Source organism: Agromyces sp. P1_H4, assembly GCF_056405255.1.
Genome location: NZ_JBFUCL010000057.1, coordinates 1 through 14,265, shown reverse-complemented (window position 1 = coordinate 14,265; position 14,265 = coordinate 1). Strand labels below are relative to the sequence as shown.

The following is a 14,265-nucleotide window of genomic DNA, read 5'->3' as shown; positions in this document are numbered from 1 at the left end:
GATCAGTGTCGCGGCGCGCTGGAATTGTTGCGCTGTCAGGAGACGCATCGTGTAGCGCGTCAGCACAGCGGTTCCGCCGCCATGGACACCGCGGTCGAGTCGGCGTCGGATCATCTCGATGGCCGCCAGACCCAGATACGCCTCGGTCTTTCCACCGCCGGTCGGGAACCAGATGAGATCGACGAGTTCGCGCTCTGCGTGATCCACGTCGGTCGTCGATGCGACCGAGAGCAGGATGAATCCGAGCTGGAACGGATACCACGTCGGCTCTTCATCGGGCTTGGGCTCGGGGGCCGCCTGAAGGGGCACACCGAACTCACCGGCGTGATCTCTTGTCCACTGCTGCTGCACCATCTGGGTCCGCATCGCTCGGTTTGCCAGACGGAATGCGGTCAGGACGTTTCCGCCGGATTCCAACAGCTGGATCCCATCCTCGATGCGATCGTGGGCCATGCGGATCCGGCGGAGGATGTCCGCGGCGGGGATGGCGAATCGGGAGGCGAGTGTCCCGGCTTCCCGTTCTCGAGCCTCGATCCACTGCTCGTACCCTGCGACGAACTCACGAAGACCACGGCCGAGCTCCGAGGCGCTGACCGACTCATCGGCGAGCCAGGCGAGTTCGAGGGCGCGGAGGTCACTGCTGCGAGCGCGTACCGCGGGGACCTCTTGGCGCGGGATGCTCTCGGTCATCGCGAACCCCGGCTGATCAGAGTCATCCCACACGACCGCGGTGCCGTGCCCGATCGCGTAGGTCGCCTTGGAACGGTAGCGGAGCTCGAGTTCTCGATCCTCTGACGAGGACGTGACAGGATTGCTCGTCGGGTACGGGTGCAGCCGACCTCCCTCGATGTCACATCGCAGCCTGACCTGGAAGAGGCATTTCGTCGGATCGGACTTCGCCTTACCGGCCGCGACGTCCTCGGCATTGGAGACCGCAAGTGTCGTCAAATGCTTGTCGCCGACGGCACGCGTCCTCCAGGCGAGTCTCGCCCGGCCACCGAGGATTTCCAGATGCCCGGATGGGGTCGACGGAACGCGGATGGCGGCTTCCGAGACATCCCGTCGCCGCCAAGACTCTCGCCGGTCGCCGTCGTCCTCGGAGTCCCCATCTGCCGAAGACTCGTCCTGCGCGTAAACGCCGGCGTCTACAGCAGCGACGATTCCGCTTCCATCGTGGATGAAGGACAGCCCCATCGACTGCGGAGCCCACCCGAAGGCGCCCACGAGGCTCAGCCCAGGGTCAGCGTCCTCGTCTGTCTCGCCGCTGACATCGATCTCGTCGTCGAGCAGACCAGTGCCTTCTCCGGTTTCTCCGTGGAGGACGCCTGCCTCGATGTCCTCGTCGAGCACCGTCGGCGCAGCATCCGTGGAGCCCAGCTCGACCGGGTAAAGCGTACCCACCAAATAGGCGTAGACGGGGTTCCGCGGCAACACCTCCTCGGGCCCGCCGATCGGGCCGAGCCACACGCTCCTCAACTGATCGACGAACTCGTTACGCACATCGTCGGTGCTCATGCTGACTTCTCCCACAGGTAGTTGAACTCGGTGAATGCGAGCTCTTCGCCGAACTCCTCGAACGTATCKGCCACGTTGACGATCAAGCAGCGCTCTTTGCCGCCGTTCTTCGGTCCGCGGAGCCCGCGTCCGATCATCTGGTGGTAGCGGTTGGGGCTGAACGTCGGGCGCGCGATGTACAAGGCGCGCACTTCGGGGGCATCGAAGCCCTGCGTCAGAAGATCGCAGTTCACCAAGACCTGGGTCGTGCCCGACCGGAAGTCCTCGATGACTCGGCGCCGTTCCTGCGGTCGCATCGTCCCGTCGACCGCGGCCGCTGACGTGCCCTCTAGGGTGAGCAGTGCCGCGATGGTGTGAGCAGATGCAACGGATGCGGAGAAAACGAGAATCGGCCACGACCGATCATGTTTGAGGATGTCTGCGACGAGTGTCTTGGTCCGGTCGATGTCCTGTCCGATCTGGTCGAGCATGCTCTTCGTGACGTCCTTCATCTGCTGGAAGCCCACGAGATCCGCAGCTGAGGCGGATACGAACGTGCCGTCGAGGACGTAATGATCGACGTCTGCCAACACGTCCGCTCGCCGGAGCTGCCCGATCGGATCGTCGGGATCCAACGATTCGAGTTTCTTGTTGCCGAATCGCTCAGCGAAGAGTCGATTGAGTTCGGCGTTGCGCCCTCGGAACGGAGTCGCCGTCAGTCCGAGCAACGGCCGCGCCGTGCGTGCGGTCCCCTGGCCGCGCGCTGCGACGATGCCGAGCCATCGCAGGATCGACGTGTACGTCAGTGTGCCTGCGCGGTGTGCCTCGTCGATGATCACCAACGAAGCCTGTGCGAGCCACGGGTAGGCGCGTTCATCCTGGCTGATGCGCGAGTGCAGCTTCGCGTCGGTGGCGATGACGACCTGGAGCTCTTCCCGGGATTCGTCGAGTTCGTAGTCGCCCCAGAACCGATTCAGGTCGAGCACCCGCTCGTCACCGATCGCGCGCCAGACATCGGTCCACGTCTGGATCGCCTGCTCGCAGAGCTCCTGCGATTGCGCGATCCACAGCACGGGTCCCGACAATTCGTCGCTGGCCAGCATTCGCACGATCGCTTCGACGGTCACTCGGGTCTTGCCGGCGCCCGTCGGGAGGTAGAGGAGCCCCCGCTGGCTTTCGCCGTCGGGCCCCTTCTGCAGGACGTGCTCTCGGATGTCCCCCGCGAGTCGCTCCTGGAAATCGTGCAATGGTGAGAGGTCGACGCGTCCCAGTACCTGTTGGAGTGCCGGACGCTTCATCTCTTTCGTACCGGCGTAGCCCGTCGGGAATCCGAGGCTGGCGACGAAGGCTTGCGCTTGATCCGACCCGGCCCAGTTCGACGGGACGGGCAGCTTGAGTTCTTTGAGTTCGTCGCGCAGATACCAGAGGGCGTCGTTTCCCCGCACTCGCCAGTAGAGGTCTGAGACTTCCAGGTCCGAACGCTTCCCGTCCTTCTGTTGGACGGCTTCGAGAAGGCCCTGCGGAAGGGCCTGCTTCAGGGTCGCGGGACCGAACAGCAGTAGTAGTTTCTCCGGCACGGAACCCGCGGCTTTGGCTCTTGCAATGAGCTCATTGCGTCGCATGCGGTCGTCTTGCTCAAGCACCGCGGCGATGTCGGCGCGCGACAATCCCAGCCCGAGCTGTTTCGACAGTTCCTCGAGTCTGCCCTGATCATCGAGGGAGTCATCGAGGATCACGAGCTCGTCGTATCTGTGGCTCATGAGCCGCTGCTCGGCTGTACCTGCAGGTGTCGTCGTCTTGCGGAGAATCGCCGGACTGGTGCGGATGCGGACCTTGCTGAGCGGCACGGTGCAGTGTTTCGGAAGGCTGGGGAACCGGTCGGTGAGCGGCATTTCGTCGCCGCCGTCCCGAATCTCATAGGAACGAGCCAGCGCCTCGTCACTCGAGCGGAGTCCCCACGCCGTTATGTTTTCTGCGCCCTCAACGGTCGCATCGAGGTAGGCGACACCGTGCTCATCGAGCACTCGCTGGTCCTCGACGGTCTTCGCGAGGACCACATCGGCCGGCCGTTGCAGCACGACCTTTCCATTCGACACTGCCGGGATTTCCTCAGGGGCACGCATAGTCTTGCGACGCGCCGCTTCCGCCACGATCTTTGTGACGGTGTCGGCGGTCTGCACGGACTGTCCCTCCCGGGCGAGAGCCGCCTGGATCACGCGATCCGGCACTTGGTCGAGCGTGCGGGCAAGGCTGAGGTGGGCGCCCGCCTCGGGATCCACAACGGGAAGGAAGGCTGCGAACTCTCTGAGACCGTTTCCAACAGCCTCGTCCACCGACGTGAAGCCGGTCGAAGTGACGACGAGCCCGTACCTGCGAATAGCCCACCAGTCGGGCGACTCAATGGGCATCTCTGCATCGTGCTTCGAGCTCGAGAGACGGACCTGGATTGTGGCAGTTCGCGCGGGCATCACTTTCAGCAGCGACTTCGTCCAGCTAGCACGGGCACCTTCGTCGCCCTCGAGTTCGAGGAGGATCTGCAGCGGTCCAGCGGAAACGAGGTCAGGAATACCAATGCTGCGAGACGTGTGCCCGGCGTTGCGCAGCTCGCGAGCGATGTACTGCATCTGTTCGTCACGGTACTTCGCGTATACGGCTTCGCGCCAGGGCTGCCAATCCGGATCGGCTTCCGTGAGGGCTCCAGCGGCGAGAAGTAGATCGTGGCGCCCTCCGTGCAGCTCGCCGGCGTGCCGGGTCGCAAGCCCCGGTGCTATCGACTCCGAAACGAAGGTTTCGCGAGCCGGGCGCCAGGGCCCCGACTTGGTCTGCACCATGACATCCAGCCCGCGATCAATGACGTTGCGAAGCGACGTCGAGGCCGTTTGCGGAGAGGCGTGGAGCAAAGCGGTCCAGAGCTTCGACCACTGGTCTTCGCCCCATGACCTCGAGGCTCGCGCTGCAAGCGCGGATGCCGTCTGATCCGTCGAGACGGCGGCGAAGCCCAGGCCTTCGAGCAATCGCTGCACCTCACCCACCGCGAAATGCTTGTCGACGAGTGGCACGCCTTCCGGCGTCGGACCTCCGTCGCGGGGGATCAACACGCTGCGGTTTGCGGACACTCGCTCCCAGTTGCCACCCTCAACCGGGACGATGCGGGCCGAACCTATCTGCTGCTCCGTGAATCCGGCATTTCGCATGGTCGTGTAGGCGCGGAGCGCGGTGGCGATCGCGATCTCGGTCCTCGCCGATGCGAGCTCCTCGAGCCATTCGGCGGCGGTCGTCTCGCAGGCCGCCGAAACCTTCTCCGCGTCTCGGAGGAGTGTGCGGAGCCTTGAAATGCGCTCCTTACGTGACGTGAACGCCGACCAGTGGGGAATCGTGTCGCGCTTGACGGTTGCCTGCCAGGATTGCATCACCTCAACCGGGATATACGGCACTCCAAGGGCGGGTACACGCTGGAAATGGTCGCGAGTACGAAGGACGCCGTTTCGATCAGGGATGATCGCCCTCTCTCGAGCCAACGCGGGGATTCGGACAGTGAGAAGGCGGTCCGCCAGGCTGCGGAACTCGTTCGCACGTGAAGGGAACAGATCGAGGTGCGCCGCCGGATCGTCCGCGTGCGCTGATCCGATCACGACGTCGAGGAAGAGCTCGGCGCAGACATCCAGCATCTCGCCATTCAGCGCGCTCGTCGCGAGGAGCGTCGTTYGGTCGTCGTTGACCTGCCATGGCGCATTGAAGATGCCGCGGGCTGTCGTCTTGTCGCGCAACGGGAACCACGCCCAGAGTTCGCCGAGATCGGTCTGGCCATTCTTCGGCACTGCGTACGACACGGTCATGGTGCGTCGCGCCATCGTCGCCGTCAGCGTCTGAAGAATTTCGTCGCTCGGCTGGTACTCGCGCTCGGCGTACAGCCACGCGGTAGGCCCATTCTCCGGGCCGGTCAGCGTGACCTCGCCAGACTTGAGGTCCCCCTCACGTCGGTGCGATGCGGGCACCGGAGCACCGCCCTTGCCAGAAAGCACGACGCTCAGCTGGGAAACCGACTTCATGAACAGCAGCGATTGGGTCTTGAACGCCTTGAGTTCGTCGCGCAGACGCGCACCGTCCCGCATGAGCGGGAGCCTCACGATCGTCGACGCCCACGTCATGAGTTCGGCGAGGTGCGGATCGCCGGCACGTTCCGTGTCGACATCGATCAGGCTCGGGACCCGCATGAGCGGCAGCCGACCGTCCGGCGCTGACATCCCGGCGAACATCTCCGCGGTCTCGGGAGCATTGAACTCGAAGCTCACCGTGCGGCTGAAGATCTGCGGGTGGTTCGAGACACCCAGCACTGATTTGAATCCAAGCCCGAACCTTCCGATGCTCTCCTCATCGCGCTTCGGGCTGAGGAACGCATGACAGACGGCGCGGATACCGCCCTCGCTGAACGGGTTGCCCTCGTTCGCACAGTAGAGGTTGCCGTCCGCGATGCGGAACTCCACCGTGCCTGCTGCGCCTGACGCGGTGAGCGCGTCGACCGCGTTCTGCAGGAGCTCGCTGATCTGCCGCTCGCCGTATCCACCTGCCCGGAAGCTGTCTTCCTGGTTGACGTGCTCTTCGAGGAGATCCGGATTGACTTCGTACGTCCGCAGGGCGATCGCCTGCCGCTCTTGCACGTAGTCGCGCAGCCGGCCGTCCGCGCTGTTCCAGTCCATTGCATTGCCTTCCGATGTAGGGCTCGGTAGGGCCTCGATCCACGCCGGACGGCTGGGAGAGGGCCGACCGTACGAGCTCTGACTGGTCAGCTGAGTGACGTTACAGACATGCACTGACATCCGCCCTCGGATGCCCTGTACTGGCATCCTCTCAGGAAGGGCCGACCGTTCGGGAAAGCCCTACCCCGCCGATGTACCCCCAACACAGGGGACATGGCAGCCGATGTGCCGACGCGGCGCTGTTGCGTCGATACCATGAACCCGGCGGGGCCGCGGTCCGGTTTCCGCGGATCGAGAGGAACCCTCAGGTGCCGAGTCCCTACGCATCGGCGGCCACGATTGAACGGCCCGAACTCAACGTCGCGCCCGGATCCGTCGTCGTGGTGCGCGACGCCGAGTGGATGGTGACGGCAGCCACCCAGACGCAAGACGGCTTGCTCGTCCGCGTGCAGGGTCTCTCGGATCTCGTCCGCGACACGACCGCATCGTTCTACGAGCACCTCGATGACATCCGCGTGCTCGACCCCGCCGAGGCGCGCCTGAAGGCCGACGACTCTCCGGGCTACCGGCAGGCCAAGCTCTGGCTCGAGGCGACCCTCCGCAAGACACCCATCCCGCTCAACGAGCCCGGCCTCACGGTGAGCCCCCGCATGCTCTCTGACCCGCTCGGCTACCAGCAGGTCGCCGTACGCCRCGCGCTCGACCCGCAGAACCTCCGACCGCGTCTCCTGATCGCAGACGCGGTCGGCCTCGGCAAGACGATCGAGATCGGCATGATCCTCTCCGAGCTCGTGCGTCGCGGGCGAGGCGAGCGCATCCTCATCGTCACGCCGAAGCACGTGCTCGAGCAGATGCAGTACGAGATGTGGACCCGCTTCGCGCTGCCTTTCGTGCGGCTCGACTCGGTCGGCATTCAGCGGGTGCGGCAGAAGCTCCCGGCGACGCGCAACCCGTTCAGTTTGTACAAGCGGGCCATCATCTCGATCGACACGCTGAAGCAGGATAAGTACCGAGCCCACCTTCGGAAGCACAAGTGGGATGCCGTCGTGATCGACGAGTCGCACAACATCACTGGGCAGACGCAGAACAACGCGCTCGCCCGGCTACTCGCCCGCAACACCGAGGCGCTGATCCTCGCGAGTGCGACCCCGCACAACGGCAAGAAGGAGTCGTTCGCCGAGCTGATCCGACTGCTCGAACCGACGGCCGTCTCCCCCGACGGCGACATCGACCGCGACGAACTCCGCAGGCTCGTCATCCGCCGCCACCGGCACAGCCCCGAGGTCGCCGAAGAGGTCGGCAGCGACTGGGCGGAGCGCAAGGAGCTGCAGCACTTCGCGGTCCCGTCGAACGAGGTCGAGGACGCGATAGCCGACGAACTCGCGGATTCCTGGCTCTATCCCGCATCCGGTTCGAGCCCGTACTCCGGCGACAACAAGGGCTTGTTCCCGTGGACGCTCGCGAAGGCGTTTCTGTCGTCCCCGGCGGCGCTCCGCGAAACAGTGGGCGAGCGCATCCGTCGTCTGGGGGCGGATGCCGCGGGCGCACAGGCCGTCGAACGGGACGCCCTCGAGCGCCTCGGCGCCCTCGCCCATGAGGCCGAGCAGACCGGGTCGGCCAAGTACGACCGGCTGGTCGAATACTTCCGCGAGATCGGCGTCGGGCCGAACGGCGTTGAGCGCGCCGTCGTCTTCTCCGAGCGGGTGCCGACGCTGAAGTGGCTCCGCGCGAAGCTGCAGAAGGATCTGAAGCTGCGCGCCGAACAGATCGAGGTGCTCCACGGCGGCTTGAACGACCAGGACCAGCAGCGCATCGTCGAGTCGTTCAAGCAGTCGTCGTCGCCGATCCGTGTGTTGGTCACCGGCGACGTGGCCTCCGAGGGCGTGAACCTGCACTCGCAGTGCCACGAGCTGATCCACTTCGACATCCCGTGGAGCCTGATCCGCATTGAGCAGCGGAACGGCCGCGTCGACCGTTACGGTCAGCGACACGAGCCGCAGATCACAACGATCCTGCTGACGCCGAGCAACGACCGGTTCGCGGGCGACGTCAAGGTGCTCACGCGTCTGATGGAGCGCGAGCAGGAGGCGCACGAGGCGCTCGGCGACGTGGCATCCCTCATGGGCAAGTACGACGTCGCCGCCGAGGAGGACGCGATCGCGAAGGCGCTCGCGAAGGGCGCCGACGTCGAGACGATCGTCCCCGGCATCGACGACCTCGTGGCCGACGAGGACGATCCGTGGCTCGCGTTGCTGCTCGACGCCGCGGGTCAGGATGCAGCGGGCAATGAAACCGCGACGGATGCCGCGGAGCAGCCGAGTGCGTTCGGCATCACCGCCGCGGCGGGCGCATCCGGCCTGTTCGCCGACGACGAGTCGTACCTGAACGCCGCGCTCGACGAGGTCTTCACCACCCCCGCGGCGCCGCCCGGCGCCGTGGGCGGCGGCGTGAACTGGCGTCGGCACCCGGGGCACGGGCTCGTCGAGTTCAGCCCGCCGCGCGATCTCGCACAGCGTCTCGGCGTGCTCCCGCAGAGCTATCTGCGCGACCAGAAGGTCTCAGAGCATCTGAAGCTGGCGATCACCGAGACCCTCGCGAAGAGCGTGCTGCAGAGCGCGATCGACGACCAGTCGAGTCGTTCGTTGTGGCCCGAGGCTCACTACCTCGGCCCGCTGCATCCGGTGCTCGAGTGGGCGAGCGACCGCACCCTCGCGAAGCTCGGCCGCAACGACGTCTTCGTCGTGCGCGGCGAGGTCGACTACCCGTCAGTGCTGCTCATCGGCACCCTGACGAACCGTCGCGGCCACGTCGTGGCGGCATCGTTCCTGACGGCCGCGATCCCGGATGCCACAGACCCGAGCTTTGTCTTCGTCGAGCCGCACGCGAACGCCCGCGACGCGCTCGAGCACCTCGGTCTGCTCGGGGCGCAGGCGAATCCCGGCCCGGTCGAGGGGCTCGACGCCCTGCAGGCGCTGATCCGCCCGGCCGTGCGGCACGCCGACGCGATGGTCGCCGAGCTCGCGCAGGCGTCGGCCGCCGAGGTCGAGGCGAACGTCGACCGCTGGTCGCAGCGTGCGCGGCAGTGGGAAGACGAAGCCGAGGCGCTCGTGCAGCGGGGCGACCTGCGACAGCGTCGCATCACCGTGGAAGAGGAGCAGACCATCGCCGAGTCGATGAAGCCGAACCGTCGACTGGTGCGGCCGCTGCTGCTCGTCGTGCCGAAGGAAGAGGGGTAGGCGATGGCGTCGGACGCCTTCATCGTCGGCGAGGGCTGGATCAGCGAGCACTACTTCAATACGGATGCCGCGAAGCAGTCGTTCCAGGCGCGCGTGGTGCAGCGCCGCAAGGGCTGGGATGCCGACGACGACGCAGGCCACGCATCGGCTCGTGCCGCGTTCCTCGCCGTGCGTCCCGACCTGGTCCGTGCGTTCGCCGACCTCGAAGAGGACGGATCGGCCGACGACGTACGTGCCGGCCTGAGCACAGCGCTGAAGCGCGGCCTCGGGTTCGACCGCGGACTGTATGAGGTCGAGCAGCGCGGCCCGGTCGCGTTCGTGCGACAGCGCGAGCTCGACGAGCCGGCCAAGCTCGTCGTGATCGACGCCGTGCACGTGGCCGAGGTCGAAGACCTGCTGCAGAAGGACGTCGACACCCTGGCGGAGCCCTACGTTCCCGCCGACGACGAGTCGACCGAGGTCCGCTCGGCGTCGCGCGTTCTGACGCGCCTGTTCGCCGGCGACGACGGGCCGACGTTCGCCCTGGTGATCGCCGGCCGCTGGCTGCTGCTCACCGACCGCGAACGCTGGCCCGAGGGTCGGTGGCTCGCCGTCAACCTGCAGCTCGTCGTCGACCGCAACGATCAGAAGAAGGGCGGCGAACTCGACCGCGCGGTCGCGTGCATCACGGCCGAGTCGCTCCTGCCCGACGCCGAAGGCACTGTGTGGTGGGAGTCGGTGTTCGACGAGTCGGTGAAGCACACCGTGGGTGTGTCGAAGGACCTTCGCGAGGGTGTGCGCGCCTCCATCGAGATCATCGCGAACGAGGTCGTGCGTCGCCGCGCCGCGCGCGGCCTTGCTCCGCTTCCTGCCGAGGAGGCGCAGCCGCTCGCGAAGCAGGCGCTCCGGTACCTCTACCGCATCCTCTTCCTCCTCTATGCCGAGGCGTCGCCCGAGCTCGAGGTGCTGCCGATCGGGGCGAGCGAGTACGAGGAGGGCTACAGCCTCGACCGTCTCCGCGAACTGGTGCTGGTCGAGCTGTCGGCGGATGCCGCGGACCGCACACACTTCTTCGACTCGCTCGCCGTGCTGTTCCGCCTGGTCGATCGCGGCCATCGACCCGAGCAGGCGACGGATGCCGCGGCCGCGGACGTGCCCGAAGGCCTGACGTTCAACAGTCTGAAGGCCGATCTGTTCCTCCCCGCCGCGACCGCGCACATCGACGAGGTCGGCCTCGGCGACGAGGCCATGCAGAAAGTGCTCGCGTACCTGCTGCTCAGTAAGGAGCAGAAGGGCCGCGACCGCGGCTTCATCAGCTACTCGGATCTCGGCATCAACCAGCTCGGCGCCGTGTATGAGGGTCTCATGTCGTACACGGGCTTCTTCGCGACGACCGATCTCTACGAGGTCGCGAAGGACGGCGACGCATCGAAGGGCTCGTGGGTCGTGCCGATCGAGCGCTCCTCGGGCATCTCGCCGAAGGACTTCGTGCAGACCGAAGACCCGATCACCGGCCAGAAGAAGGCCGTGCTGCACGAGCGCGGCAGCTTCGTATTCCGCCTCGCGGGTCGCGAGCGGCAGCAGTCGGCGTCGTACTACACGCCCGAGGTGCTCACCCGCTTCGTCGTGAGCCAGGCGCTCGAGGAACTGCTCGACCAGGACGGRCACACGACGACCGCCGAGGAGATCCTCGACCTGACGATCTGCGAGCCGGCGCTCGGGTCCGGCGCATTCGCGATCGAGGCCGTGCGCCAGCTCGCAGAGCAGTACCTCTCCCGTCGCGAGCGCGAGCTGGGCGAACGGGTCGACCCCGAGGAGCGCCCGAAGGAGCTGCAGAAGGTCAAGGCCTACCTCGCCCTGCACCAGGTGTACGGCGTCGACCTCAATGCGACTGCGGTCGAGCTCGCGGAGATCTCGCTCTGGCTCGACACGATGGTGGCAGGGTTGCAGGCGCCGTGGTTCGGGCTTCACTTGAAGCGCGGCAACTCGCTGATCGGAGCACGGCGCGCCGTGTACTCATCAGGTCAGGTCATGGACAAGAGCTGGTTGAAGCTCGCGCCGCGAAACGTCTCGGTCGAAGACCTCGCAGAGAATCTCGATCTGGGCCGGGTCGCACAGGGGACCGCCGGAGCCGTGCACCACTTCCTCCTGCCGGCGGACGGCTGGGGCTCGGCGGTCGACGCCAAGGAGGCCAAGGAGCTCGCACCCGAGGCCCTGGCAGCCCTTCGGGCCTGGCGCAAGAGCATCCTCCTGAAGCCGACGAAGAAGCAGCTCGACCGGCTCATCAACCTCACCCACCGCGTCGAGACCCTCTGGCAGTTCGCCCTGCGTCGGCTGCAGATCGCCGAACAGGAGGCTCGCCGCGAGATACCGCTGTGGGGTCGTGCAGAAATCGAGCGACCCGACGGGCCGGCCCAGGTCGCACGTGAGGAGATCGAACGGAAGCTCGGCGACCCGGAGGGAGCGTTCCAGCGGCTTCGTCGGGTCATGGACGCCTGGAACGCACTGTGGTTCTGGCCGCTGACCGACAGCCTCACCAAGGGCGCCACGCCGCCGACGCTCGACCAGTGGATCGACGGCATGACCGGAGTCCTGGGTGAGCATATCGAGAGCACCGGATCCGGCAAGCGCGCGTACAGCGGCACCGCGCTCGGCGTTCCGACTACATGGCGTGAACTCGGCGACGCTGAGGAGGTCAACCTCGCGCTGGCCAACGCACGATCCGCGAGGGACGTGCTGCGGGATCATCCGTGGCTGCGGGCGACGGAGCGGCTCGCGCAACAGCACGGTTTCTTCCACTGGGAGCTCGACTTCGCCACGGTATTCCGCGACGGCGGATTCGACCTGCAGGTCGGGAACCCGCCGTGGGTCCGACCGCGATCTGACGTCGATGCGCTGCTTGCCGAGGGCGACCCGTGGTGGCAGCTCGCGATCAAGCCGACGCAGGCGATGGTCGCGAAGAAGCGCATAGAAACGCTCGAGGTCGAAAGCGTAAGAGACTTGCTCGTCGATGGGACAGCGGATGTCGCTTCGACCGCGTCGTTCGTCGGAGCGGTGCAGAACTATCCACATCTGGCCGGGCTCCAGCCGGATCTCTACCGCTGCTTCATGGAGCAGACGTGGCGGCATTCCAGTGAGGTCGGCATCGTGGGACTCATCCACCCCGAGAGTCACTTCACGGAGGAGAAGGCCGGGATTCTTCGCGCTGGCGCCTACTCCCGGTTGAGGCGGCATTGGCAATTCGTGAACGAGCTCTCGTTGTTCGAGATCCACAACCTCGTGACGTACGGGGTGCACATATATGGTGCGCAACACGACGTGCGGTTCGTGATGGCGACGTCGCTCTACCACCCCGAGACGGTCGAACGATCACTCGCGCACGACGGCACCGGCGAGGAGCCCGGGCTCAAGGACCGAGACGGCAAGTGGGACCTCCGCCCACACCGCAACCGCATCACGATGGTGGGCAACGAGACGCTCAGCACTTGGCATGCTGTCTTGGAAGACAAGGCCACGCCGATCGCCCAATCGCGGATGGTGTACGCCGTCAATCGTGCGGCGGCCGACGTGCTGGCGAAGCTCTCGAAGAGTCGGCGCATTGGCGACCTCGGTCTCGAATTCTCGTCGGGCTGGCACGAGAAGAACGACCGCACCAAGGGTTACTTCGACGTCTCGTGGGGACGAGTCGAATCGTGGGACGAAGCGATCTTGCAGGGACCGCACCTCTTCGTCGGCAACCCGTTCTACAAGTCACCCAACCAAACCATGTCGAGCAACAAGGACTGGTCGCCCGTCGATCTTGAGGCACTGCCAGCAGACGCCCTGCCGATAACCGCCTACAAGCCTGCGACCGATCGGGCCCGCTACGACGCCGCCTACACCCACTGGGGAGGGGCGCGCGAGCCAGCCCGCGACCACTATCGCATCGCATGGCGGCGAATGGCTTCGAACACGGGCCAGCGAACTCTGATCTCGTCCGTAATTCCAAGGGGGACGTCACACGTACACCCCGTCTACAGCATCGCCGATCGGCGGAACGGCGGGACGGGACTTGCCAAGATCGGTTCTCATCTTTCTTCGCTGGTATTGGACTTCATGGTCCGCGCCGCAGCTAAGGCGGAGATTCCGTTTGCAACGGTCGAACGACTAGCGATCACGAGTGACACCGGAGTAGATGCCCTTCTAGCGCATCGGTATCTGCGGCTCGTTTGCCTCACGAGCGCATACAGCGAGCTGTGGAGCAGCAGCTGGAACGAAGCGTTTCTGTCCGACCACTGGTCACGTGGCGCAAACGATGCGTTCGCGCCGCTTGAGGGTCCGGCTCAGGAGTGGTCGAAGGCGGTCCCCCTCCGGAAGGACTGGGATCGCCGTCAAGCACAAGTCGAGATCGACGCCCTCGTAGCGTTGTCGCTTGGGCTCACGATCGACGAGCTTTGCACGATTTATCGCACGCAGTTTCCCGTGCTGTACGGATATGACCGCAGTCTGCATTTCTATGATGCGAACGGTCGCCTTGTACCGAACGCCGTGGTGAGCGCGTGGCGCCGGAACGGCGACGAGATCACCGAGGAAGAGCGTCAGGCGGTGCATCCGGGTTCCGGCATCACCTACACCTACGAACTCCCGTTCGTCACGCTAGATCGCGAGGCCGACATGCGTCAGGCGTACGCGCACTTCGAGCGCATCCTGCAGGAGCGCTCGTGAGCGAGCTGCTGCCGTCGATCGAGGCCGAGCAGATCCGCCGGAGCCTGCTCGGCTACCTCACGACGACGTTCGCGCTCGCCGACGTCGAAGCCCGGGCTGCGCTCACGTCGTTCCTCGACGATCCCGACGACGGGATCTTCCGTGGGCCGTACGTC

General features: G+C 65.8%; 3 protein-coding genes and 1 pseudogene. 2 read left to right on the top strand and 2 right to left on the bottom strand.

What is annotated here, in order from left to right; genetic code table 11:
• Together AC1DY2_RS05795 and AC1DY2_RS05790 are read right to left on the bottom strand one after the other, a co-directional pair.
• Nucleotides 1-1,515, bottom strand: a pseudogene (locus AC1DY2_RS05795) (hypothetical protein); the annotation flags it as partial.
• The gene (locus AC1DY2_RS05790; RefSeq protein ID WP_476761555.1) at nucleotides 1,512-6,191 is read right to left on the bottom strand and encodes a DEAD/DEAH box helicase; all 4,680 of its coding nucleotides are present in this window, start codon (nucleotides 6,189-6,191) and stop codon (nucleotides 1,512-1,514) included. The gene AC1DY2_RS05790 and the pseudogene AC1DY2_RS05795, both read right to left, overlap by 4 nt.
• Nucleotides 6,192-6,499: 308 nt before the next feature.
• On the opposite strand from AC1DY2_RS05790, the gene AC1DY2_RS05785 reads away from it, so the two are divergent.
• Together AC1DY2_RS05785 and AC1DY2_RS05780 are read left to right on the top strand one after the other, a co-directional pair.
• On the top strand, nucleotides 6,500-9,427 hold the full coding sequence (locus AC1DY2_RS05785) for a helicase-related protein (RefSeq protein ID WP_476761554.1): 2,928 nt from the start codon (nucleotides 6,500-6,502) through the stop codon (nucleotides 9,425-9,427).
• 525 nt (nucleotides 9,428-9,952) lie between these two features.
• Complete coding sequence (locus AC1DY2_RS05780; protein ID WP_476761553.1) at nucleotides 9,953-14,110, top strand: class I SAM-dependent DNA methyltransferase; 4,158 nt, start codon at nucleotides 9,953-9,955, stop codon at nucleotides 14,108-14,110.
• Nucleotides 14,111-14,265 lie beyond the last annotated feature (155 nt).